This window comes from Endozoicomonas sp. Mp262 (genome assembly GCF_025643335.1).
In the GTDB taxonomy this organism is placed as follows: Bacteria; Pseudomonadota; Gammaproteobacteria; order Pseudomonadales; family Endozoicomonadaceae; genus Endonucleibacter.
In genome coordinates, this window is record NZ_CP092489.1 from 3,978,241 (window position 1) to 4,004,674 (window position 26,434).

Here is a 26,434-nt window from a genome sequence, read left to right on the forward strand (position 1 = left end):
CTCTGATTAGACAGTTTTATTAGTAGCTATGCCTTTGCATAAATTCCCCTGACTGGACAAACAACCCATAGTTATCACAGTTATTTACGTTGACATCAGCTTTATAAACTGATTACCCAGCCAAGTTCACACACAGCCTCGCATAAAAGCACAATTTTGTCCATCAGTGACTCATGAAAATTACAAAGTCTGGCAGAGAACCTGCCAGACCCAGGATGCATCACTCTATCTTTTACCGCCCATAGACAGCAGAGTAGGTGATTTTTTTCTTACTATTGGCAGGCACTGAGACTTGAATGGTTGAGGTATCCCGCAGCTTGCCACCCTGTACATCAGACAGTTTCAAAAGACTTCTGTCCCGGTCTGAAAGCCGGAATGTAATCATGTCATTACCACCATTGTGAATGGTAGCTTGCCATCGAATATGAAGCTCATCCCCCTTTTGCTGGCTATCGATTTTATTCCGTTCAACCCTTACTGCCAGCGCTTCCCCCATGGTCAGTTTAGCCCAGTCACCCTTGATGGTTTCTGGTAGCCATGCACCACCGGTTTGCAGGGCAAATCCCTCCTTGTCTTTTTCATACATTTCCACTCGTCCTGAGGCCAGGTCAGCCTCAGCCTTGAAAGCCAATACCAACCTGGGACGCTCCATTGAGGGAGCCCTGCCCCCGTATGACCGACCGTAAATATCCAGCATATAAAATTTTTCAAAATCTATATCCTGCTTATAATGCGTCAATTGCAAGCTTGAATGACGCTTTAAACGTACAGGCTCAGGCAATTTGGTAACCAGTATCTCCCCCACTCTTTGCTCTGATGACTCTTCGGCCTGTGCTGGTGCGGCAGCATCAAGCATCATATGCTTTCTGGAGTGGGAGGCCATTGTTGTATTCATATCTCCAGCCACCAGCCTGACTGTTGATTTTTTATAATCTACGTTGGAGTCATTCATCAAAATAATATGGCGCTCAAGCCTCGCCATTCCCCCAGCCTCCCGGGTTAACCGATACTGACTGGAATACCTTAAGGAAGGGGTCAGATAAGACATTTGCAACGAGCCTTTAGTCGCCTGCTTGCCAAAGTCTGCAGTGAGCCGGGCAATATAATCCTTTTCTGTAAACACCGGTTCTTTTGAAGCCAGCCTTATACCCTGGCTATCATTCCAATCCACCACATATTGACGGCCATTATGTCCCTGAACCAGGGCAACCCCATTATCATAAACCAGCAACTCGCCCTGGACTGGCACATTCAGCCCTCCACCCACTAACTCAACGGCTTTCCCTACCAGCTTGCTATAAAGGCTATCCCGATCCAGCCCCCCTCGCCGCCACCAAATCTTTTCAGGGAAAACTGGCTGATGATCATCGCTATACTCCAGTTCCAGGCTATCTTCACGCCAGTTCGAACCAATACCTTCCAGTGTCAAAATACCATCGGCATTAGGCTTTGCATTAAAGACCTGACGCACCAGTGCCTTATCGGTATAAAGGGTAATATCACTGCGAACCGCTTTATCTAACTCCAGCACCCCTGGTTCCACAGGAGCACTCGCAGTGGCATTTAAACTCACTGTAGAAAGAAAAACCGCTCCAAAAAGCCATGATCTGCTTATCATTAATCTGTTCTCCTGACTGATTCCAACAATTTACCAGCCCTATGTTAGCTATAATAAATTAATAACCGACAGGGAAGGTTTCAATGAACTCAGGCGCCGGGGGCGCAGGATCTACACCTGGTGGAACCCCAAACTATCCACAAAACTCAGGCACCCCAGCCACTAAGGGTTCGCCGGATTCATCCCAAGTACCTGCCACTCCCGTTACTGCCCATAAAAATATTCCTGTTGCAGACAAAAAATTCCAGGATACACCGCCACTGAATCAACGCTCTACAGAAACGAGTCCCCCCAGATCCCAACTCAATCCCCAGCCTCAACTTCAGCACCTGGATCGGCAGGCAGAGCAGACCCAACATCAGCTGAATAGAGCCAGTAGCCTGATTAACTACAGGATGGGTCAGCAGAACCTGATCAACAACTTTGGCAATATTAATTTCACGCCCCAAACACCACAAAACCTGGGTTTTTCTATCGGCTATACAGGACAACCACAACCTGCTGATTTATCACAGGGGCTGGCCCAACAGCTTAGCATTTACCCCCAATCCTTTGGAATTCCAGCCCTTCCCATCATTCAACAGCAACTTTGGTTTGCCTGCAGTCAAATGCTGGATCAGCTGAATAAAATCAACCAGCTACAAGCCCAATACGCAGCGCTCAGTCAATCAATGCCGCCATTACTGGCAACACCAACAATGATGCCGCTGCACAATGTCCTGCAAGATATCCAGAGCCTTTCCGGGGTGGGCATACCACCTTCACCCATCATGGCCTATCCCCGGAACTGGGCCGGGAGTATGGGCCAATATCTTTTCATACCCGCCTTTCAACCATGTTTTAACCCTGAGTGGCTGCTGGCCCAGTGCCCCGGTTATGGAACCATGCCCTTGCCTGCCATGACCGGCTGGTACCAATATTCTAACTGCTACAACACCATGCAAGGTAGCGGGGGAATGTTCGGTTCACCGGCGGAACATTCAGGTGACCATAAGCAGCAAAAAGAATCCCGGACTCCACCTCCGGATAAACCACCTGTCAATGATGTCAAACCCGGGGAAAAACCCGGAAAAGACCATCAACCCACACCAGAAAACCACCCACCAGAACCTGACACCAGGAATCGTTTAAATGCCGCAGACTATCCCATTAAAGAAGGGAGTGCCCCCATTGCTCCGGAAATCATCATTGGTACCACCGCAGGAGCAGGGTTAGCTGCAGATATAGGAGTGACAGGTGCCGCCGCCTATCATCAGCTGGCTCCGTCAGCCACCGCCTCTCTCACAACAGAACCCATAGAAACCCTTACAGATCACCTGACACCCGAACAGGGTGCCCAGGCCTTTTATAATCACCTGGGGATACAGGACACCCACTCCAACCCTTTAATTGATGCCCTGTCAGATCAGGGTAGTTCTCCCCCTCCCCCTGAAACGGCTGGCGCACTGGATGCCATGGGATTTGACCTTAGTAATGCCATAGATCCTCTAACCCTCGGCATTGACGCTGGAGCATCGGTTGTAGAAAACGCCTTTATTTTCGGCTCGTCCCAACGGAAGTTCATGAAAGTCAGAAGGCGCCGGAATAATATCATCAAGTCTCACCAGATAAGGGAGTCATGGACCAGCGGTGCCGCTGATTTTCAACCGGGAACCCCTGTAAACCGGAAACAATTTAAAGATCTGTGCCACCTCTGCTTTCTGGAAGATGAACTGGGGAATCAACAAGACAGTAAAAGCAGCCTGGATAAAAACATAAAAGCCATTCTGAAAAATGATGATTCTTATGTTACAGCTGGCGAATTCAAGGCCACACGTGATGCATTATTTAATTTGGTTGAGGAATATGAAACTAAACTGGCCGTAGAAAAAGGTGAAACAATAGACAAAGCAAAATTAAAGCAAGAACTGGAAAGTTTTATCCCCTCCATGCAAGAGGCAGACTTTAATAAAAAGGAGCAGGTGAAGCACTTTAACCAGATTTTTGAGAGCCTGGATATCGGGATAAAAATCTCCTATAAAAAACAATTAGGACTGTGGGGTAAATTTAAAGATAAAATAGGTAGACAAAAAGATGTTAAAGTCTTTGATCATAAAATTAAAATAAATAAAGAAAAATTTCATGCCTTCCTTGCAGGCATTAATAAACAACCTCCCACAGATGCCGTGGTTGAAATTCTACAAAACCACTCTGAAAATATAGATGCCCTTTACCAACTTAAAGATTATGACAAATGGAAGCTCTACCAACACAAACGGGATGCTTCCCTGAAGGCAGCTGCACTAGCCGTTAGCCCTGTACCCCTTCCCATTGATGAAGTACTAAAAAGTGTTGCTTTTGGAAAGGAAGCAAAATATCGAGTCAAGAATAAACAGCGCATGGAGAGCCGAATCACCCAGACGGAAAAAGCACTTGATGAATCGGGCCTGTCTGAGGAGGAAAAAGCCACTTTAACCCAACTTCTGGAGAATGCCCGGGACGTCAAAAATGCCCATATAGGCATTAAATCCAAAAGTAATACCGCCAATAGTGTCATTCATGGCACCTCTGCCGCGCTATCTATCCCTTCAAAATTGCTGGGTCCTGTTGGGGTTGGCGTGAAGGCGGGTGTTAAAACGGCTGCCAAGGTATCAACGGCAGTGGGCGCATCCGTTGACCGCTTCAGAAAAGATAAGGCACTAAAAGAACAGCAAGGCGGTTCCCTCACAGGGGCAAAAGATATCTATCAATTCTACAAGCAGCTGTACTTACAGCACGAAAAGAAGCGGGACGCCGTAGCACAGCTTGCAAACATTACCTTTGGCCTCCCCCCCGAATCCTTTGAAACACTGGTTAAAACCAAATTAGTGGAAGACAACAAATTCAAGCTCAGTTTCTCCCAAAAAACCAAATAGAACAGGGAGTGATTATTACCACTCCCCTTCCCTGGTTTCTATTAAAATTTCCAGAAAGGATTATCCAGCTCAAGATCCACCGGCTTGCCATAACCGGGAACCGTTATCCGCTGATGATCCATCTCCAAGTCCTGTTCAGATAGAACCCCACTGCCAAACTGATAAATAGGATCAGGAATCTCCTGACGGCAGCGATCCAGATAATCTCCCTGAACCACCAAGGTTTTTTCCCTTTCCTGCTGCCACTGCATCATGGTACGGGAGCCATGCTTGGCCTTCAGCATTTTTTCAGTGAGCTGGGGACTTAGCATCAGGGCTGTTGCATTGTTTCCCCCAAATCCCTTGGAGTTCACCAGTGCCAGATTCATATCCGCTGGATCAATCTGAAGATGACTCAACAAAATATTCAGCTGATTGGCGTGAACATCATCGGCCAGGCCATCAATGGTATTTATTCCGGGAATCAAGCCATAGCGCCAGACACCCAGGGTAGACATCAGCTGGTCTCCTGCGGCTGCACCTAAAGAGTGTCCTACATAGCTCTTCACGGCAGAAACAGGCCAGTTCTTAATGCCGAATACCCGGGCCACCTCATCCAGAATATGAGACTCTGTCACCCGATTTTGAGGGGTTCCCGTACCATGGGCCTGCACAAAGCTTTCAAACCTGAGCGCCTCTTCACCGGCAATAGCCCTGCCCAATGCCGCGGCCCTGGCCACGGTTAAATAATTACCAGCCCCTGGCGCGGATATGGACTTTTTATAACCATCGGCATTGATAAAAACATCACCCACAGCACCCAGAATCTCGGCACCACATTCCAATGCCAGCTCATCATCCATCAGCACAAAGTATTGGGCTGATTCAGCCAGGGTAAAGCCACAATTATTGCCAAAAGGACGGCAGGCTTTACGCCAGTCCGGACAACTCTCCGACCCCAGTTGATCCAACGCTCGCAGGGCCTGGTCACTGGCCAGGGCCCCCATGGTGGCATATCCGTCAATAATCTCGGGGGTTATTGGTGCCTCACTGTTACCTACAACAACAAGCCGGTGTTTACCACTACGAATATCCGCCACACCCTGCTGCAAGTTATAAAGCAGGGTCGCGCAAGCCCCCATACTGGTGCCTGTTGTTCCCAGGGAACCCAGAATATAGGCATTAATAAAATCAGCTGACATTTCTGCAAACCCGAGGGGACATTGCTTGGATGTCACCCTTTTGCCTAACAGGCGGGCTTGCAGCATTCCACCATTGCCGTTGTAATCCAGTTGACTCATGGCGCTGCCAGCATAGACCGCTATCTGTTCAGGAGATAACCGCTTTTTTAGCAGGCTCCAGTCAAGCCCTGATGAACCAATGGCATCAGAGGCACCAAAGACAGTCATTGCCAGAGCCTTTGGATGATGACGGGACTGATACAGTTTTTCCGGTTTGAACCCTGTAGGAAGTTGTCCTGCAGCATTCACAGGAGAGGGACGGGATGATGGCAGCATCAGTGGCTGGTTAGCCGAGATGCCAATGGTCACTCTGCCATTTTCCCGGTGTTTAATTTCCCAGCCTTCCGGCAGTGGATCAGGTAATCTTCGGCCCGCAAGTACTATCTCTGAATCTTGCTGCAAAGTCACCGGGTGATGATAATAAATAGCATCACTATTAAACGATTGATTATCGAGGCGACGAATCAGGCTGTTAGCAAGAATACTTTGCTCACCGGCTTCGGGATCCCCCTCAAAAAGGCTTGCCAGAGCTTCCAGTGTTTCTACTCGATCAGCCCTGCCAAGCTTATCAATCACCAATCTCCGGTAACCATAGAATCCGGATGTTCTTCCAGCAGAGCTAATACCACCCTGAGCGACAATAACAGGCAATCTGGACAAGTGATCTGCTCCCTGTAACCGTATTTCAACAAAATAAATACTATTTTACCGTCGAAACAGGGAACCAAACCCTATAAAACTGTCAAAATACCTAATTATTTAGCCATAATGTCAATTAGTTGTATGACTCGACTGGAAACACGCACCTCTTTTATAAAAGTCATGGTGCCACTGCTTGACCACATGATTGCCACCAGCATCACCCTCCCCCTGGAAATGCTTGAGGCTGCTTCAACCTATAGCCATCTTGAAGGGAAAAAAAAGACATTTCAGATCCACTTTTGCTCTCCCCACCAAAGACCCATAAAAGCCATCGGAGGACTGATACTCCACCCAGAGTTAACCCTCAACCAAACGGGACAGGCTGACCTGGTTATTATTCCTGCCCTTTGGCGAAACCCTATGCCTATGGTCAAAAAGCATCACCAACTTGTTAACTGGATAAGAAAACAGCATGATGGCCATGCGATTTTTGCCGTAGGGGGAACCGGTGTTGCCTTTCTGGCAGAATCCGGTTTACTGGATGGAGAACCTGCCGCCACCCACTGGTATTATCTGGAACGATTGCAACACCGCTACCCTGCCGTGGATTTCAAGCCTCACCATTTAATCACCCGTGCAGGACACATCTATTGTGCCGGAAGCGTCAACTCCGTGGCTGATCTCATGGTGCACTTGATAAAAATTGCCGTAGGGCAATCAGTGGCCCTGAAAGTAGAACAGCAGTTTTCCCACGAAATCCGTAAATCCTATGATGAAACCTATTTCGCCAATGACCAGGTCACCCCTCATCGAGATGAAGCTATTGTGCTATTACAGGAGTGGTTACAAAGCCACTATCAGGAAGAGGTTACCCTAGCTGATATGGAACGGGCATCGGGTCTTAAAGGTCGTACTTTAAACCGGCGCTTCAAACAAGCTACCAATATGCCTCCTGTAAATTACCTAAAGAAGCTCAGACTTCGCCAGGCAAGAGAGCTTCTAAAGAGTACAAACCTGAACATCGCCGAAATTACATTACAGGTAGGCTATAACAGTCCCGACTACTTCAGTCGTTTATTCCTGGAACAATATCAACTCAGCCCAACAGATTTCAGAAAAAGCGTGAGAGAAAAGTTGTTTCAACTAAACGACTAACTGAATAACCGGTTAATAGGGGTAATAATTCATTCCCAGCGTCCCGAGATGAGGCAAAGCTGAAATAGACCCCACTGCATCATTCTGTGCAAGAATTGTACAGAATGACCGCAGAGAACACTCAGGGTTTTTATTAGAAACATTGAGTTACATAAATTTTACTGGATAATAGCTTTACCCGATAAATCAATCATCATATGCTTCTTTCGCTATTAAACTATGTTCTACTAATAACTATTATGGGGATTTCCATCGTGCTGATAAAAACAGCCAGAATGTTGTTGGCTTCTGCTGCACTTGCCCTTCCACTTAGCGCCCTGGCATCAACACCCGTAGGAATCTGGAAAACTATTGACGATGCCACAGGTGAAGCCAAAAGCCTGGTAACCATTCGGGAAGAGAATGGCCAACTAACAGGGGCTGTCACCAAAATTCTTAATGAAGCCAAACGGGATGCTGTTTGTGAAAAATGCGATGATGCACGTAAAGGACAAAAGGTAGAGGGAATGACCATTCTTTGGGGGATGGAAAAGGATGGAGATAAATACGATGACGGTAAAATCCTTGATCCGGAGTCAGGTAAAATTTATAGCGCTAATATGAAACTGCTGGACAAGGGGGAGAAACTGGAAGTTCGTGGCTATATTGGTTTTTCCCTGATCGGCCGCTCCCAGGTTTGGGAAAGGGTTGATAAGATTTGATGTCCTCCTCCAGCCAGGTTGCTGGAGGACTCCTGTTTCAATACATCTGAAAATATGGTTTGATCTGCCCTCCCAATACCGTGCAAAAAAGCAGCAGGGATGCAGTTAAACCATACTAAAAAATACCCCTCTTCGACCAAACGAGCAGAATTAGAGATGACTATTCCCAGGTGAAGCAGTCATCAATCTCTGGTACTGCGAATAAACTAATTTTGAGAATTTACAAAGATTGCTAAAAAAAATAGTGAACAAGCAATCATATCCAATGGTTACGGATATAGTTCAGTGCACAGTTTTTTACACCCAATTCTAAAACAGCAGTGCTTCCATCAATATAACAGACCTTTCACTTAATTTTAGCGATAGCCCAATTTATACGACAATAATTCAACACTTAACCTGATATTTCCCTGGAATTTATTATTCGGAACGCATTGATATATTATTAATTTTGACGATACTTTTCCTTATAATCTATACTCTATCCACCATAGAGCTTATATTGAATTAAAAAGAAAAAGCAACTAACAACCCTACAGACAGATAAGAAGTTAATTTGTGATTTGGAATAACAAATGATGGCTCCTTCGTTACTCACTCTATTAAAAAAAACATCCAACATGATGCATTGGTAACCTGGTCACTAAGTACTCACGCAACCGCTAATAGATAAAAATAACTGTACGACCGTTTAATAACTCCCCATTCCAATTTGGCTATACTCATTGCCTAATATCGTTAATTTCGCTGTTGTCACGATGAAAACTGTTGATCCAGTAACCGATGTCGCTGTCATAAAAACATTGAGAGAAGCTATTCGACATGGGCCATATCCGTACCTAAGGGAAAGGGCTCATGCTATTTTACTCAGCATACGTGGTTATTCTATGAGCGAGATTGCTGCAATATTTGAAGTTCGATATCAGACAGTCTCTGACTGGATTGATGCCTGGGATGATTATGGCCTTCGCGGCTTGTACAAAAAACATGAAGGTGGAAAACCACCTATCTATACTGACCAGGAAGCACAACGCATTAGAGAGATTGTCTCCGAGGAACCTCGCAGGCTGTCTTATGTTCAAACAAAGATTGCAGAGGAAACCGGTAAGGTTGCCTCAAAGCAAACCCTGTCGAGACTTTTAAAAAAAGCTGGGACTTGTTTATAAGCGGTTTCGTAAAGCTTGCAGCCATAAGCGCGATGAGGAGCAATTCAGATGTTGCCAGTCTGCCTTGAAAGAGGCCCAATATGCTGAGGATAAAGGGCTTGTCAATCTGTTTTACTTTGATGAATCTGGTTTTAGTCAAGAGCCTTGTGTCCCCTATGGCTGGCAAGAAAAAGGCTCACAGCTAAAAATACCCTCTGTAAAAAGTAAGCGTATCAATGTGCTGGGATTTATGAATCGTGCCAATGACCTTTTCTACTACCCAGTAACAGGTTGTGTTAACAGCGAAACAGTTATCAGTGTCTTTGATGATTTTGCCGCCAGGATGGAAGAACCCAAGTACAGCTCTAATGAGCGCTATACCATCGTCATGGTGGATAATGCCAGCATTCATACCAGCAAACTTTTCAGAGAAAGAGTAATAGACTGGGCAATTGAGAAAAAGCTCTTAGTCTGTTTTTTACCAACCTATTCACCTGAGCTAAACCTGATAGAAATATTGTGGAGAAAAGTGAAGTATGAATGGCTGAACCTGCTGTCAATAATGGATTTCAAGGAATTCGAACAAGAGGTCAAACGTATATTTGATCTATTTGGTCAAAAATATCTGATTTCGTTTGAGTGACTACTTATTTATAACTTACTTACGGAGTACTTATGTTTATAAATTATAGATACGCTTTTATTGCTTTTATTACGTGTTTTATAAATGCAGTAGTTGCTGCCCCTCCTAAGTATCCTCCCTTTTTTTTCCACATGACGGATTCTCCAACCATAAACCAAGTAACATCATGGAATAAATTTTGTACTGGACAGGATTCTTGGGGAAACCCAGCAGGACTTAATAAAAAAGACCACTGGGATTTGGGGGTGCGTTTTAATATGAATGCCAGAGAAGATGAAAAAGCATTATTCCCCTCTGTTTGCAAAGAACACTCCCCGGAAAGTTATTACAGTTTTGATGATGCAGCTAAATTTAAAGATATTTTCTTTGCAGATGAAAACAATGCTTATCTGTTTTTTCTTTTGATGCTTAAAATAGATCATACTCTGGCATTATTGGTTAGTCAGCACCCTGGTTTGGCATCTGGAGAAACTGGTTTTGTGCAGGTTTTAGGTAGCACACAATTGACTTATACTGCGCCAGCTCGACCTTATAACAGGGGAATAAGTAAAACATTGGCAGAGTCTTTTGCCTTTCCCGCTGACACACTGGAAATTAAAATCGATATTACTCAAACTGATATGGGAGCCTTATTATTATTGGCTCCCAGGTATTTTGTTATGAAACTGAATAATGAACCCTATGGACTGGATAAAATATGGCAGGTTATGGAAAAAATTAGTGAAATGTTTGTTGAAAAAGCAATTTTCAATAACCTGGTTAAATATTTTAAAAATGAAGACCCATACAGAAATACATTCGTTCTGATTCCTTCCAGCCAGGAGATGCGCTTTTTGATATCACAATATACTAGTGTGTTATGGTTAAGAGATTTATTATCTGTGCAATCCAGGGGAAGAGAAGTACCTGCGTTTTCTACATTCCCGAGAAAAATGAAAGATTTAGCCATGGGAGGAATGAAAGGGACTGTATTAAAAGCTGGTGACAATCTATTTAAAAAACAATCATTGACAGATGATATTAAAAAAAGAATGTTCAGATTAAATCCATGCTGCCATATTTCTGAGGAAGAAATAACTTCGCTCCATGAGGAATTCCACAAACAAGTTGAAGACTACGATTTATTCAAAAAGAATCGTTTTGAGCAGATGATGATTTTATTTGGTAATGAAATGAAAAACTTATGGTCAACATTTAGTTCCGATAATGATCATGAATTAATAGAAGCCCTGTCACTGACCAGCGTGCTACAAAGTAAACTTAATGAAGCAGAAAATCAGATTGCTCAGCTAGAACAGGATAAGAAAAAGCTTCAGCTTGAAAAAGAGCTCATAGAAAGTGAAAAAAAACGATTGAGAATAACCCATGATCATCAGATGGCCATTAAACTGCAAGCAGATGAAAAAGCTAAAGAATTTGAAATAAAAGAACAAATACAAAAAGATCAAGCGATGTCATTGCAGCTTGCTGAAGATGATCATAAAGATCTATTAAAACAGTTACAAACATCACGGGATTCTGAACTTTCTGCTCTTGAAAAATTAAAGCAAGCAGATAGAGAGATTAGAAATGAGAAGAATAGAAGCCAAACCTTACAGAGAAATATTGATAAGCTTGAAGAAGAAAAAAAGGTCTTGGAAAAACGTGTTACAGAATTGAATGAGCATCTGAAAATAATAATGACCCAGCAGAAAAATACTGTGACTGCTGATGAATCAGGAGAAGATTGCATGGTATGTCTGGATACATTAGAAGAAAATAAAACTAAAATGATACGGTTCAAAACCTGTACTCATTACTTAGATGAAAAGTGTTGGGATTCATTGAATGCACATCAAGTGGGTACAGTAAAATGTCCTATGTGCAGAACACCTGTTTCAAAGGGTGTTATTCAGTATACTTATGGACAAAGTCCAGCGATAAGTTCCGGGAATACGAGTGGCACAAAATCATTACCAGAGCATGAACACCAAAATACACGGGTTCAATGCTCTCAACAGTGATTCATATGTATTAATCACTACCCGATGTGATAGCACCCCTAAAAACTCAGGAGGCACTTTCTTAAGTGCCTCTGTTACACTGCCAGAGGCCACCACTCCCTTTTATCAGACGGGGCCAGGCGTTATAGTCGTTAGATGAATTTAACGACTGTGCTTACCTTTATTATTATTAGCTGCCTGGCATTGCTCACTATTTCCCTGATTTACTGGAGCCTTCGCCTGGGCATCACCCCAACCCCCACATCCCCCAAAGTCAAACAGTCCCTGAAATCTATATTACCCACCCCGGTTCATGGGGAAATACATGAACTGGGCTGTGGCTGGGGGACATTGCTGCCATTACTCCTTAAAACCTATCCCAACAATAACATTCTGGCTTATGAGCGTTCTTTTTTACCTCGAAGTATCGCTAAACTGATAGGGCATTTTTATTACCCATCAATAAAGATAACAAAGCAAGACTTCTTTCAGGCCGACCTGTCTAAAGCGGGACTCATCGTTTGCTACCTCTACCCCAAAGCCATGGAGAAACTAGCCAGCCACTTCAAAAACACACTGCCTGATGACTGCTGGGTCATAAGCCATACTTTCAGAATCCCGGGCTGGCACCCTGTCAAGACACTAAAGGCCAATGATCTTTATAAAACACCATTATACCTTTATCGAACCCCTTCCTGCCCAAAAGAATGATGATGCATTACTCATTATTCTCATCTACGGTTTCAACGGTAGCCCAATCATCATCGTCGTCGTCACTCTTATCCTCTTGATCTTCAGGCATCCTGCTATTTTCAAAGTCATTGCTATCGGGTTTTGAAGCAAAAGACTGATCATCTTCGGTGTTGGAAGATTCGTTATTTAAAGGCTGATCAGCATCTTCCCGTTCCTGTTGAAAGACGTTTTTTATAGTGCTCCAAACTGCATTAGCTGGCCATTCAACAGTGCTTTTTATTACATTTTTAACAGGGTCATGAATAGAAGACTTTTGCCAGTCCCTAAACGGCTGTATGGACTGATCTGTCCACTGTAGCCCCTGATATGCATAATAAGGTGAACTGATTGTCCAGGTTATCGCCGGAGCAATCATATTTTTCGCAGCCCACAAACCAGCATGAACTGGAAGTTCCACGCCAGTTTTAACCACATATTTCAACGGATCAAAAACATAAGCCTTCTGGGCATCCCTGAAGGACTGCATGGACTGATTAAGCTTAACTGCTCCCGTATAAGGCGATACCAGCCAGGAAAGAATTGCTGATACTCCCTGCCCAGTGCCATTTTCCTCTTCTTTTGTCTCCGCCTGTCTCTTTTTATTGATGAAAACCTGTTCCCACTGGCTATCATAGTGCTCCAAACCCTGTTCCAGTGCCTGTTTCCTTTTCATTTTTTGATCTCTATATTCCAGTGCAGCTTGCCTCGAATAATAGCGATAATGCCAATCAGGATTTTCAAGTGCACAACGAACGTGCGTTAACCCAGGGAGGTGATAACAATTGAGTCCACCAATCCCAAAAAGCTGAACATACTTACTTTCCGTTATTTCAACTCTTTCTAATGGTAAGATATAAGTATGAACAGCTCCATCATCTACCTCTGCTACTAACTGGTCATCTCCCTTGTCAAAATCATATTCAGTATTGTTGTTATCAGCCCGATATTTTTTTATGGCCTCTGAAATATTACCCATTTCATTAAATACTGAAATCACATGTTTGCCTGGCTCGGGTTTTTCAGCTCTTTTATTATCCCTAAACCAACCATACCATGAGTTTCCTTTTTGAAATTGTTGCTCTTTAAAAAGTGCAAAACAGTTTTTATGTTGACCTTCTGATGATTGATCATGATTTTCTTTCGTTAAAAAGGAACATGGCCACTCCTGGCGTTCTTCATCAAAAACAGGCAGCCCATTTTCAGCCAAAAAACTTTCCCAGATAATACTATTTTCCTTCCAGTCCCTTTTCATTGCTAACAGAGGGCTACTCCTGACAACACCTGATTCGGAGTTTTTATCCACAATGGCAAACCTCAACCGGATAACATCATCATCCCCTTTATCAAATAAAATATATAACTTCTCATTGGCATTAATGGATTTAAGTAAAAATCCAAGCCTTTTAATAAAACAGTTTTCCTTATTACGCACACTGCAGAAATTTTCTCTATTCTCCATTGTTAGCTCGTCAGCTTGCTCCGAACCAGCGTTACGATTTAGCGCCTCACTGGCATGCTCTACAGTAATATAGTTTTTTTTGCCTTTAAGATAACAATTCGTAAGCCACTCCCCCATGGATTCCTGATCACCTGATTCAGGAGCCGATTGCTCACAGAGGGTAGGACTATAGTTAACCACCAACTGAATATGTGCTTTTTTACTGATTACTTGATTTTTATCATCAACAATCAAGCTAAATCCTGCCGTTCCATTTTCTATTTTTTCCCACTCATTATGAGAAAAAGAGGAGGAGTTGCTGTTATTAGCCTTACCAAAAAACTTTGATTGATAATAATAGTCACTGGTTACTCCCATCAATACAACAGCGCCAGTAGCTACAAGCCACTGGTAATAATCATAAAGATAGTTAAATTTATAATGATGTTTACCATATACAGAATACCCTTCTATCGGGCACAGACTGGCAAAAGCCACAAGTATTAAACATATTAGCTTTTTTTTAATATTTTCCAAAACATCGCCCTCATAATAAACATCTCTTAAAACAAAAAAGAAATGAATAGAAAACTCAGACAATAAAAAATATTAAAAATTCCACACATCTTAATAAAAATTATTTTATATATTATCAATACTGTTAGCATCAAAAAACGATTAAATAACAATATGATATCTTATATAATCATACAATCCTGATAATAACTAAATGATATTTTATATAAATCACATACTATGAGATAAGAAGTTCAAGAGAACATCCTTGTTCTCCTCCCCTATTTAAACTGAAACAACAGTATCCTTTGATAAGTTATTTAGTCTATCCTGATCCATAAAGTTAAATACATGATCTCGACGATCCAGTTTTGGATTACTGGCCTTCTCACTATTTTGCTGATCAAGCTCCTGCTCGGACATTGCTAACAGCTTACTCTGGAGTCCAGCCTGATCAAGTTTTCCCAGTTTATCCAGGCCAGCATCTGCGGTGACATCACGGAGTTCATCATGTAAACGAATATCGCCATTCAGCGCTGAATCCACCTCTTTTTCATAACTGGCAAAATAGCGTTCTACTTTATTATTGAGTTCTTTTAGCAATAAAGTATTCTGCTGTTTTATTGCTTTCTCATCAAAAACATTACTTAGCTCATGGTCAAACCGACTAAAGGCCTTGGCCAGTGCAGCATTACCACAGGCCAGCATCGCCAGGGGGTTCACGGCAGTACCAAAACCCGCTCCACCACCGACCCCAATAGCTCCTGAAGCGGATGCGCCTATTTCAATATTTTCAGTGGTAAATTCAGCCTTGGCAGAGGCTGACCCACCGACACCCGCCATTCCTTTTGCTTCCACATGGAGTTTCAGGGCATGACCGATAAATTCAGTGTTAAAGAACTGAGCCATAAATTTGGCACTTCCCTCAACCCCGGCAAAACCAGAGGCCTTGACCTCAGCCTTCACACCCGCCGGACCGCCCGCATTTAATCCGGTGATACCAGCGGATGCTTTAGCTTCACCCCTGACCCCGGCAAACCCTTCAGCACTGGCTTCCAGATTCAGGTAATTACCAACATCCAGAGAAGCGGAATCTTTTACATAGAAACCGGCCTTGAATGCGGCCTGGGCTTCAACCCCCGTGGTAAACCCTTGCGCACCAGCATCTCCGAATTTATAGCTAAATTTTTCAGGATTAGTAACGGATGAGCCCGCTGATGCACTGGACTTAAATAATGTCGTACCTCCTTTGGCAGATAATGCTGCTTCAGCAATAGCCCCATGTTCATGGGTAGCCTTATAGGTGACCCTGGAACCAAGTTGCCCCTCTTTCTCTGCCTTAATCCCCGCCTGTACGGTTACTTTGGCACTGGCATTGCCCTCAAATAAATTGCCATCGGCTTCGAGGCTGGCCTTGCCTTCCGCCTCTGCCTTAACAATGGGCTTAACCGCACCCTTGACGTTGCCGGTATCAAGGCTGACTCCCCGGGTACTATTAACCTCAACCTTAGCACCATAATTACTGTCTTTAGTTTCATGGGTTTTAGAGGTCACCTGCCATTGACTGTTTTTTTCCGGCTGACTATTCACCACCCAGTCAGCATTATCCGTGGCTTTATGCTCCACCCACATGTCGTTCATGGTATCCAGCATGGCACTAGCCATCAGCAACTGAATACTGCCTGTCCGGCCATTATCAAGCCAGTTTTTCCCTTCACCCTTGATGATATCGTCTAATTGACAAACCTGGGCATGCATCAGTGAGGCTTCCTGAACCCTCACCCCCATTTCTTCAGCGGTAAAATTGGGTCTCACCACAGGTGTCTTAAACTGTTCCGAGACAAACTGGCTAAACTCTTTCCAGCGAGAACTTTCTAACACGGTTGCCCTGTCAGCCAACTGACCATCTTTTCCCAGCTTGCTTTCATAGTGATTATAAACATCCGTGATCCCCTGCTTAAGCAACTGTTGCTTACGCTCGGGGTTTTTCATGGCTTTTAACTCACTGGCCCAGGTTTTTAAATTAACATTAGATGCTAATCTGGCCACCGAACGGTCAAATTGTGCCGGTTTTAAATAACGGCTTTCCAACTGCTCCCTGGCATTGCCCAGGTGGTAATCAAGCATTTTCACCTGGCTGGTATTTAATGTATGGGCACTATTCAGCTTCATCTTTCCCAGTGTTAAATCCGCTAGCTCAGCCCCATAGTTTTCCTGGAGGCGCTCCTTAAAAACCGCCAATGCTTTTTGACGTCCTGAACCCGGCCCCGGACCTGCAATTAATGACTGCCCCAATAACTTTCGTTTGGCAACCTGAAGCCCACTGGCTTTCAGGGTGATATCACCCTGGTGTTTATCAGCTGCTAATGACCGGAACTGATCCAGGCTAACCCCAGAGGCATTAGACTGAATACCCGATGAATTTGACATAGTTTCACCCACTAACCGGCAGCATTCACCACCGGCTTGCTTACATATAATGGTTGGAATTGTTATCTGGTGCGTGCAATAAGTCTGTGCGCTTTTACCGGATTCATTATCGTAATGTCCTTATCCCGCCCAGACTATTTCACTTACAGTTCAAACAGGAATCCCTGACATTGGCCCAGGATTCCTGATTTTTTCCGCTGCCGCTTTTTCGGAAACCGCTGATGGGTCAAGGTTAATAAGGCGTAGCCAGTGGTTAGCCACTTCCACAAAGCTTTCCAGTGTCTGCTGAAACTCGGGAAAAGAGCCAAGCACTGCCCGTCGGTGAACATGAATGGCTTTACTATCAGGCTGTATGGAAAACCAGATATCCAGCTCACGCCACATATTGGCCGCTTCCATAAGGGTTTCCATTAACTGTATTTTATTCTGTTGCCCGGGCCGACCTAAATCTGCATCCAGGGTTAACAGTGCCTTTTCAAAGTCGAAATGAAGCAAAACAGGCAGCTTTTCATCAAAAACCAACAGGGTTTCATTATTCTCATCCAGCTTAAAGTCATCCAGCCCCATATATTGGGAAAACTCTTCAAGTAGTGTATTTTTCATAATTTAAACCTCATCAACCACACCCGGTTAGAAACCCATCAAACCTTATTCACAACACCCCGAACCGGCTTTGTGGAAATATCACCGCCAAAACTGCCACTGTCTTCAAGTAATGCCTGGGCTGAATTTAACACCGCTTGCAAACTGGCTGCCGTTCCTGCAACGCCTTCCTTCAAATTCGCCGCAGTTATCTCACTGGAAAAACCCTCATCCGATAACCTGCCATTAGATGCCTGACCAGCATCCAGTGGGTGGGACACCATTCCCGAATTCATGGCAGCCACCTCCTTGAGCTTACTGGCTCCAAACACACTAAATGCAGCCACTGTACCAATAAAGAGCTGAGCCAGATCAGCCGACAACTCAGCCTTCATAACATTTTTTTCAGCCTGCTCCGCTTGTTTAACCCGCTCTTCACTGCTGGCCGCCTGATTAATCAGTTTCAACTTAGCGCTATGGGAAAGACCATTCTGGAAATCACTGGATACCGTATTCTCTAAAATGATGCTGGTGAGTGCTGCCGCCATGGCTGAACCGCTGGTGATCAGGTTATTGAGCACAGCAGAAGCTCCCGTCGTATCCTGTTTGGCAATATCACCCAGCGTTGTCTGCAAACGCTGCTCTATACTGCTCATCACCGAGTTATAGGCATAATTGGCTGCCTGCACGTTGCTTTCAGCCTCTTCTACATCTGCCTCTGCCGATTTCAGATGTTCAGTAGCCGCATTATGCCCAGCCGTCGCCGTTGCAAGTGTGCTCTTGGCCTCTGATAATGCAGCCGATGTCGTCTCTTGATCTGACTTCGCCTTATTAACCGTTACTTCCTGTTGGCTAACAGCTGTTTTTGCCTGATCCACCGCAACCATTGCCTGGGCTTGGTGATCCTTAGCATCCCGCAGCCGATCTTTCGCTTGATCCGCCTTTAGCCCTGCCGCTTCCGCGGCTTTTTCCAAAGACTCCTTTTCCCCAGGAGAGGCATTGGCAGCTTTTTGTGCGGCCTCTATGGCAGCCTTTCTCGCCTGTTCAGCAGCCTGCTCTGCCCTTTGAACCTGTTCATTGGCCCTGGTGGCAACCTCTTCTTTTTCCTGCTCTGTTTGTTTTAGCCGCTGGAAATTCTCCTCAGCCGCCTTCAGGGCAGAATCGGCTTTATCCAGGTTTTTCTGTGCTTTTTTTACACCATCCTGTGCCTTGTCCTTTTTCTGTCTTGCTGCCTTCTCTACATCACTGGCACTTTCCAAAGCCGTTTTTTTAGTGGTGAGATTTTCACTGGCTTCATGCAGCTGATTTGCAATTGATGATTTATATTGGATATCCAACCCAGAGGATTCCAGTTGGTTCGACCTGATTTTTTCCTTAAGTGCCATTAGGGCCACTAATAGATCTTCAGTGGAAAAATTACTGGCGCTATCCAGGATAATTGCAGAATGACCCGCTTCTGAAACACTATTATTTTTTGTTGCTTCCACCGGAGTAGTCAGGACGGAAATGGCGGGTTTACCAGAGGATTCAGCAGAATCTGAAACCACAGGGGTCAGGACAGGTGCATCAGGCCTGCCCAGACTATTGAGAGTATTCATAACATCATCTCCCTTAGAAGCATTCTTGGCGCCTGCTTCTCAATGTACCAACGGGAGGCTTGTGTGGTGAGTACCATAGGGTTATCGATAACCCAGCGGTCTCAGACAAACCACCCTGGTGGTACAGGATTTATTGACCAGGATGGTTATATAAACGACAGCATCTTATTAAAGCCATGTCTGGTTTTTAAGCTGCTATCATATGGCTTTAATAGCCTCAGGCCTTATTAACCACACTGCGAACAGTCTGGTTGGAATCCTGGTTAATCTGGGCAAACAGACTCCGCAGTTCGCGAATCATACTGGTGTAATGTTGAATAAAATCATTAGCCTTTTGCATATCCGCCTGATGCTTTGCCTGGTTTGCCTCTTCCTTCTTGGCATCAGCCTGCATTATTTGCTGGGTTGCAGAACCAATACCTTCACCCATCTTGCCAACACCACCAATGGATTCTCCCATCATATTGCGCCTGCCAGCCTGCTGGGTAAGCAGCTGCTGCTTGCCTTCAGTTCCGCCAGATGCATTGAGGCTTTTTTGTTTACCAATACTTTTACTGGCCCCACCAATACTAACCAGGCCTCCTATCACATTAATGGCACCAAAAACAACGCTCATCACCAGCCCCACAATAGCAGCATCATGCATTTTTTCCGCTTGCTTATTAATGCTGGAAACTTGAGACTGAAGCTCTGACTCACGGCTATCCATATTCATCTGCCAGCCTAACTGACCGAGTTGTATGAGTAGCTTAATCAAGCTGCCCATTGACACTGACAGGTCAGAATCCTTGGTAATAGAAGCCAGTCCTTCCATATCAGGCGTTGCAGAGGGTCTATCAAGTTCAGGTTTTAAATCACCCTGTTTTGCAACGGGATCACTTGCAGAAAAATGTGTCTTTCCTGCGGCAGAAGAACCTGTATGGCCTGCCACCCCAGTCAGAGTACTGCCATGAATACCAGTAGGGTTATAGCTGCTTATTACAGTTGAATTAAGATCAGTCATAACAAATTCCTTAAATCATCGCCCGCTTGGTCATCCTGGTGGAGGAATCTGCGTTGCTATTCATCATCTCCAGAATCATCTGGAACAAACTCTGCATCTCATCCATGATATTTTTGATCTTATCCTTGGTTTTGTCGGTCTGAGCCTGTAACTGCTTCATGATGGCCTTGAGTTTCAAGCGATCAACCTGAGCTTCACTTGCCTCATGATTTTTCACACCGGCTGCAATTCCGGATGCCCCACTACCTACAGTGGCAGCCCCACTGGCTAAAGCCGTCACATTCTTCACCTGGTTCACAGTGGTACCCAGGGAAGATACGGCGGAAGTCCCCATACTGGCTACCGCCCCGATAATGGCCAATGCCAATTGGATCGCCAATGTAGAATACGTAGCGCAATCCTTGGCCTTATCATCAGACATATTGTTTTTGGCTGCCTGATACAGGGCTGCGGTGAAGGCTCCCATCTTCACACCATCCACTTCTACTTGCACTTCATTGGCCGCTTGAATTGCAGCACTGGCCAGAACCGTTGCCAGGACAACACCTGCGCAGATCATTGCACCAACACCTGCACCCGCTCCAAAAGTAGCCACCGTTACAATAGCTGCAACAATCACACTCAGAGCTGTAGCAACCCAGCCAAAAATTTTCTTGGCCAGGCCTGCCTTTTCGGCTTCCTGGGCTTTCTTCTGGCTTTCCTTAAGCTTATCAATGTTTTTGGTATGCTCCTGCTCATGGCGAGTCTTGGATAATTCAATATCCTTTTTAGCATTCAGCAGCTTGTTACGACCCAGCTCTTGCTCCAACGTCATCAGCAGCAACATAAAATCATCGGATGATTTCCCTGAAGCGGCCGGATCCAGTGTAATTGCATTACGGTTAACGGTGGGCTTTGCCTCTCCCGGGGCAACACCCGCCGCTTTTTTAGCTTCTGCAGTGGCATGGCTTAACTGACTAGCCAGCACTTCAGTAGTCCCTGTCATCACAGGGGAAGTACCTGCGCCATTGACAGTAGTCATGAATTTCTCCTTTCTCTATCATCAGAAGGTTGTTTGAATACCCTGGCCGAAAATATCCGGCCAGAATAAACACCAATTAACCTTCCGGGTTATCTATCGTCCGCTTTCGCGACCGTATCCATTTTCTTGGAAACCAGGGCATACATAGCCCGTGCCCGTTCCCTTAATTCCTTAAAGCGCTCACCACCACCCTCAAAATGGCTGGCTGCATAAAAACCACTTTTAGCCTCTTCCAATTTTCCCAACGCCATATGGCATTCAGCGGAATGAAAAGGAGGCCGGGGATCATTACAATCCAGCACGGTGACAAAACTGTAGCTTTCTATGGCCTGTTCGTATTGCTCCATTTGCTGGCGGCACGCGCCAAGCCCCATAAAAAAGCGAGGATCGTAATGATCCAGCAAACACAGTAACTGAAAGATTTTTTCACTATCCTTCAGGCGACCATTTTCATAAAAGTTCAATGCTGTGGCATAACCACCTTCGATAGCTCCCGGTGGAATATCCTTCAGGGTTTTTACTGTGCCCCCGGAACCAAAGAACTCAATCAGGGCTTCAGAAATTTCTTCTGGATTAGACTGCTCAGAAACTGCTGTATTCATAAAAATAACCGCTAAATAATTTTTAATCCGTGGATAGACCCATCAATAAAACTAGTAAAGCTGAGCCTTACTGGCTTCATACATCTGTTGCAGAAATTTATTAATGGCCTCAACTGTACTGTTGTATTTACTATTGGTGTCCTGAAGGTCGGTGGTTTTTAACTGGGAACTATCCCCTTTCTTTTTTACTTCGTTACTCAGTTTTTCAGAAAGTATATCAAGCGCACCTTTAGTACTTGCCCCGGCATAGCTAACGCCAAGCGTATTCATTAAGTTCTTCTCATCCTGAGTAAAATCGGGTACTCCTAAAGATGTAGAATTCTTAGTAGAATCTGTGGACTTAAGTTTTTCAATTACTTTGGCTCGGGCGCTATTTAAAAGAGCCTGTTCATCGGCCAGTTTTTTAACTTCATTGTATTGAGTCTCTCGTTTTTTTGTGAGTACATTCAACCTTTGCTGATAAATCTCTAGAACATTTCGACCACCAGTTGCACTAATGGAATCCCGCCATCCGGTCAACTCAGCGGTTTTATCTACCAATGTCCCCAATACTTTTTTTTGAATGGAAACTAATTCATTAAATGATTGCTCATCATATCTCCCCGGATAAAAACGCTCGAATCCCGGAAAAAAATCTTTCAGAAAATTAACCATATGCTGATATCTAAGCTCAACCTCACCGGATGAGTCTCTCTTTACCTGGCCACCCTCTCCTACGGGAAAGTCCCCAGCCATATCCGAAATGGGGTAACGTGAATCAGGCGTTTTATCATGCCCTTTCTCATGGGCATCACGAACAGCTTGATTAATTTTTTCGTAACATTTCCACAGGTTATTTAAAATAACCTGTTTATCGGCAAGCTCCTTACCAGCAATATCACCCACAGCCCTGGTATTGGGTGCATAGGCAGCATAATGAAAATTTTTCGGTTTTGATGCTGTCAATTCGTCTAGCTGAGACATCCATTTGACAGGATCCCGGGCTACTTCCGGAGTTGCCTTTAGCAACATTTCAGCCTTTCCAACAAACTGTTCTATAAAGCGACTTTCATCAATTTCAGACAGTTCACCCTCCACTCCCAGTTCGGTTTTATAGTTGTCCAAAGCCTTTTGGAGAGACTCTGCCAATTTTTCCGGAAAACCAACCTGATCCAGGTTCAGGCCATACCCCCTTCGTTCAAGTGCCCTGAGCGGACCGTCTGCCTCTAACATCAGGGCTGCCATATTCGTGGCATCATGGCCTGAAGCACTGTATTCCTGGGGGATAACAGGTGCATTTGAATGGATAGCGTTGATCATGACAAAAACCTTGAAATGCCGGTAGAGTGTGATTGCACCGATTTAACCTGCCTTCGATCATAGCCACTTACCCTGGCAGGTGTTATCAATTTCAGATGAATGTTTTCAGGATCAGGTCAAACCCGTATAGAAAAACCCAGTAATAAAAAAAGGGCACTATACGCCCATAAATAAAAGACAGATATATACTTTTTTCATAAAAAAAACGGGCTAAAAATACTTGCCATCGTTTACCAAACTACTAGCCCGGATATTTCATAAACTGCCATTCACAACTTTCGTTATCCAGGAATAATCCGCCGTATATCTTCTTTTTTTCTCACGATACCGTTTTAAATCAAAATAAACACAACCATCGCGCAACTCCATGGCAATATAGCGACGATACATGGCTAGCAAACGCTCGGCAGCAATGCCACCCTCAGCAGCTGTTAAGGTGGGAATCGTGGTGCCTGTGACAGTATTAATTTCCGGGACATGGCCTGCAATAAAATCACAAAACCTGACCAGATCCCTGAAACTGTTTTTTAGACCCGCCCGCTCATGCAGGCGCTGAAAAAGCACAATAATCAAGGTATCAGCAGGCTCGACACGATACACGAGTTCACAGTCAACCCACTGGATACGCCCACCAATAACAATTGAAGTGCCTGCAAGATAGTGGTTATAAACCTCATTCCCCTGCCCTCTCAGCATTTCAGTAACAGGATCAGGCTCAATATAAGGCTTTGGTGAGCCACTGACTGGTATCTCATGCATCATGATGCCAGCCTCACCCGCCCCATAGGCTGGGCATTTATCTGGCGGGTCATTTCCTGAAATGACAATACCGGCAAACCATCCAGTTCTCCTTCCAGCAACTTGCGGACATACCGGCGAATATCCATAGATACCATCAACACAGGCTTCCGCTGCAACTGCTCAATATTCCCCACGGTATTTTTAACTTCTGCAACAAAGGCCTGGGTCACAGAGGGATCAAGGGCCAGATAACAGCCTCCGGAAGTCTGGCGGATGCCTTCCCGAATAGTATCCTCAAGACTTGGGTCAAGCAGATAAGTGGGTAAAACATTCTGACCATTACTGTACTTGTAACAGATATAACGTTTCAGGTTACAACGAATATATTCAGTCAGCTGAACCACATCCTTCTCTTTCTGACCCCATTCCACCATAGCCTCAAGAATGGCTCTCAAATTACGGATAGAGATATCTTCCGAAACCAGCCGTTGCATAATTTCGGTAATTTTCTGCAGTGGTAACAGACGCTGGACTTCTTTTACCAGCTCACCATAGCCACCTTCCATCTGTTCCAGCAGATAACGGGTTTCCTGGATGCCGATAAAGTCATCAGCATGGGTTTTTAGAACATGAGCCAGATGATAGGTTAAAATTTGTACGGGTTTCATATAACCAATACCCGCCATATCCAGATCTGCCCCATGCTCACTGGCAACCCAATAAGTTTCTTTCCCTGGCAGGAACTGATCCCCCTGCTCTGCATCAATACCCAGAACAGTCAAGGTGTTCGAAAACTCATTCAACAGCAAGCTGTCAGGACGCAGCACTCCGCTGGCCACCGGTACTTCCTGTAACTGTACCTGATAACAGCCCGGCTGCAGGTTTTCATTAAACCGCAAATGAATACCCGGAAAGGGAATGCCCAGGTCCATGTAAAGCGCCTTCCTTAACTTGGCCAGCTCATCATCCAACCGAACCTCTGCCAGCAGGGGTTGCAGTGAAGACGACACATCCAGCAGTAGTGGCACGGTCAGGGCAAAGGCATCGGGTTCATCAGACACAGGTCCAGAACGAGCCGGGGTATGCCCATTATCAGCGCTGGCAGTATGGGTAATCAGGGAACGGTTATCCGGAGCCTCTTTCTGCTTTTTACTCTTTCTGATCATAAACAAGCCACCACCGCCCACAACAACAGCCAGGGAAAGAAAGGTAGCCACTGGAAAGCCAGGAATAACAGCAAAGATCAGCAATAAAGAACCACCAATAAGCAGCGCTTTGGGATGGCCGGTTACCTGCTTGCCAATGGTGTTACCCAGGTTGGAGTTATCCTCATCATCACTCCCTACCCGGGTTACAATAATACCGGCGGTAATGGATATCAGCAGCGCTGGAATCTGGGCGATCAAGCCATCACCAATAGTCAGAATTGCATAGGTATCCAGGGCTTCCGCACCACTCATACCATGCTGCATCACCCCTACCCCGACACCGCCCAGCAGGTTTACCGCAGTGATAATCAGGCCAGCCATGGCATCACCCTTGACAAACTTCATGGCACCATCCATGGAGCCATAAAGCTGACTTTCCTTTTGTACCCGGGAACGACGACGCTGGGCCTCCTGCTGGTCGATCACCCCGGCACGCATATCGCCATCAATACTCATTTGTTTACCGGGCATGGCATCCAGGGAAAAACGGGCACTGACTTCTGCTACCCGCTCCGATCCCTTGGTGATAACCATAAACTGAACAATGGTAATAATCAGGAAGATAACCAGGCCAACCACCAGGTTCCCCCCCACAACAAAGTCACCAAAGGTGTAAACAATTTGTCCGGCATCAGCCTGCAACAAAATCAACCGGGTAGTGGTAATGGAAAGGGAAAGCCGGAACAGGGTTGTCAACAGCAAAACCGAAGGAAAGGCGCTGAACTCAAGAGGACTCTGGATATAAATAGCCAGCATCATCATAATTACGGCAATACCCATATTGGTGCCGATCAGCACATCCACCAGCATAGTAGGCAATGGCAGTATCATCAGGAATACCACCATCATCAACATCACTGCCAGCATCACATCACTGCGCTGGCCTATAAGGTTAAGCAATCTGGCTGGTTCAGCCCTGAAGTTCATTCAGTGTCTCCTGGTAAAGGCGATAACTGGATTTGGCCTGTTCTACTTCTCCCAGCTTTAACAAGGCCTGGGTGCGACATAAGTAAACCGCGGCTCGCTCGGATAATGCCAGCGACCTTTCCATCAAACTATCCGTCATTACCACCACCTCGGAGTAATGTCCGCATTTCAGCAAGGCAATTAACAGCATTCGCTCTGCCGGAAGAAAATCAGGAAAATACTCCAGCAAACAGCGTAAAAAGGTAGAGGCCTGTTCTGGCTGATGATATTTTAGACAGGTCCAGGCGCGATTAAGCAACCACTGTCGTTCAGAAGAAGATAAGGACATTACGAGACA

20 protein-coding genes are annotated in these 26,434 nt (G+C 44.9%); 7 read left to right on the forward strand and 13 right to left on the reverse strand.

Annotated features, from left to right (window positions below):
• Positions 1-232 precede the first annotated feature (232 nt).
• Positions 233-1,618, reverse strand: coding sequence for a hypothetical protein (locus tag MJ595_RS17375; RefSeq protein WP_263079305.1), 1,386 nt, complete (start codon positions 1,616-1,618; stop codon positions 233-235).
• A gap of 83 nt (positions 1,619-1,701) precedes the next feature.
• On the opposite strand from MJ595_RS17375, the gene MJ595_RS17380 reads away from it, so the two are divergent.
• Complete coding sequence (locus tag MJ595_RS17380) at positions 1,702-4,512, forward strand: hypothetical protein (protein ID WP_263079306.1); 2,811 nt, start codon at positions 1,702-1,704, stop codon at positions 4,510-4,512.
• A 41-nt stretch (positions 4,513-4,553) separates the two neighbouring features.
• Here the strand turns inward: MJ595_RS17380 and MJ595_RS17385 are convergent, their stop codons facing one another.
• On the reverse strand, positions 4,554-6,392 hold the full coding sequence (locus tag MJ595_RS17385) for a beta-ketoacyl synthase (protein WP_263079307.1): 1,839 nt from the start codon (positions 6,390-6,392) through the stop codon (positions 4,554-4,556).
• Between the two features lie 123 nt (positions 6,393-6,515).
• Here MJ595_RS17385 and MJ595_RS17390 point away from each other — a divergent pair, with 123 nt between their 5' ends.
• From MJ595_RS17390 to MJ595_RS17415, 6 genes are all read left to right on the forward strand, one after another.
• Positions 6,516-7,529 carry a helix-turn-helix domain-containing protein gene (locus MJ595_RS17390; protein ID WP_263079308.1) on the forward strand — a complete coding sequence of 338 codons (1,014 nt, stop codon included), beginning with the start codon at positions 6,516-6,518 and terminating at the stop codon, positions 7,527-7,529.
• A gap of 254 nt (positions 7,530-7,783) precedes the next feature.
• Complete coding sequence (locus tag MJ595_RS17395; RefSeq protein WP_263079309.1) at positions 7,784-8,230, forward strand: DUF2147 domain-containing protein; 447 nt, start codon at positions 7,784-7,786, stop codon at positions 8,228-8,230.
• A 758-nt stretch (positions 8,231-8,988) separates the two neighbouring features.
• The gene (locus MJ595_RS17400; RefSeq protein WP_263078176.1) at positions 8,989-9,396 is read left to right on the forward strand and encodes a helix-turn-helix domain-containing protein; all 408 of its coding nucleotides are present in this window, start codon (positions 8,989-8,991) and stop codon (positions 9,394-9,396) included.
• Entirely contained in the window at positions 9,380-10,018 is a 639-nt protein-coding gene (locus MJ595_RS17405; RefSeq protein ID WP_263322441.1) for an IS630 family transposase, read from the forward strand. Before MJ595_RS17400 ends, MJ595_RS17405 begins: the two co-directional genes overlap by 17 nt.
• A 32-nt stretch (positions 10,019-10,050) precedes the next feature.
• On the forward strand, positions 10,051-12,021 hold the full coding sequence (locus MJ595_RS17410) for a hypothetical protein (RefSeq protein WP_263079310.1): 1,971 nt from the start codon (positions 10,051-10,053) through the stop codon (positions 12,019-12,021).
• Between the two features lie 135 nt (positions 12,022-12,156).
• Positions 12,157-12,711, forward strand: coding sequence for a hypothetical protein (locus MJ595_RS17415; RefSeq protein ID WP_263079311.1), 555 nt, complete (start codon positions 12,157-12,159; stop codon positions 12,709-12,711).
• Positions 12,712-12,718: 7 nt separating this feature from the next.
• On the opposite strand, the gene MJ595_RS17420 is transcribed toward MJ595_RS17415, so the two are convergent.
• From MJ595_RS17420 to MJ595_RS17470, 11 genes are all read right to left on the reverse strand, one after another.
• Positions 12,719-14,770: a hypothetical protein gene (locus tag MJ595_RS17420; protein ID WP_263079312.1), complete on the reverse strand. Its 2,052-nt coding sequence runs from the start codon at positions 14,768-14,770 to the stop codon at positions 12,719-12,721.
• A gap of 201 nt (positions 14,771-14,971) precedes the next feature.
• The gene (locus MJ595_RS17425; protein WP_263079314.1) at positions 14,972-17,116 is read right to left on the reverse strand and encodes a hypothetical protein; all 2,145 of its coding nucleotides are present in this window, start codon (positions 17,114-17,116) and stop codon (positions 14,972-14,974) included.
• A 150-nt stretch (positions 17,117-17,266) separates the two neighbouring features.
• Positions 17,267-17,719 carry a type III secretion system chaperone gene (locus MJ595_RS17430; RefSeq protein WP_263079316.1) on the reverse strand — a complete coding sequence of 151 codons (453 nt, stop codon included), beginning with the start codon at positions 17,717-17,719 and terminating at the stop codon, positions 17,267-17,269.
• Between the two features lie 38 nt (positions 17,720-17,757).
• On the reverse strand, positions 17,758-19,296 hold the full coding sequence (locus tag MJ595_RS17435; protein ID WP_263079317.1) for a hypothetical protein: 1,539 nt from the start codon (positions 19,294-19,296) through the stop codon (positions 17,758-17,760).
• Positions 19,297-19,513: 217 nt separating this feature from the next.
• The gene (gene sctB / locus MJ595_RS17440; RefSeq protein ID WP_263079318.1) at positions 19,514-20,299 is read right to left on the reverse strand and encodes a type III secretion system translocon subunit SctB; all 786 of its coding nucleotides are present in this window, start codon (positions 20,297-20,299) and stop codon (positions 19,514-19,516) included.
• 10 nt (positions 20,300-20,309) lie between these two features.
• Entirely contained in the window at positions 20,310-21,320 is a 1,011-nt protein-coding gene (gene sctE, locus MJ595_RS17445; protein WP_263079319.1) for a type III secretion system translocon subunit SctE, read from the reverse strand.
• A gap of 89 nt (positions 21,321-21,409) precedes the next feature.
• A complete protein-coding gene (locus MJ595_RS17450; protein WP_263079321.1) occupies positions 21,410-21,922 on the reverse strand; it encodes a SycD/LcrH family type III secretion system chaperone in 513 nt (170 codons plus the stop codon).
• Between the two features lie 51 nt (positions 21,923-21,973).
• The gene (locus MJ595_RS17455) at positions 21,974-23,221 is read right to left on the reverse strand and encodes a virulence-associated V antigen (RefSeq protein ID WP_263079323.1); all 1,248 of its coding nucleotides are present in this window, start codon (positions 23,219-23,221) and stop codon (positions 21,974-21,976) included.
• 255 nt (positions 23,222-23,476) lie between these two features.
• On the reverse strand, positions 23,477-23,983 hold the full coding sequence (locus tag MJ595_RS17460) for a hypothetical protein (RefSeq protein ID WP_263079325.1): 507 nt from the start codon (positions 23,981-23,983) through the stop codon (positions 23,477-23,479).
• Entirely contained in the window at positions 23,980-26,097 is a 2,118-nt protein-coding gene (gene sctV, locus MJ595_RS17465) for a type III secretion system export apparatus subunit SctV (protein WP_263079326.1), read from the reverse strand. The genes MJ595_RS17460 and sctV overlap by 4 nt, the downstream gene beginning before the upstream one ends.
• Complete coding sequence (locus tag MJ595_RS17470; RefSeq protein WP_263079327.1) at positions 26,081-26,425, reverse strand: hypothetical protein; 345 nt, start codon at positions 26,423-26,425, stop codon at positions 26,081-26,083. Before MJ595_RS17470 ends, sctV begins: the two co-directional genes overlap by 17 nt.
• Positions 26,426-26,434 lie beyond the last annotated feature (9 nt).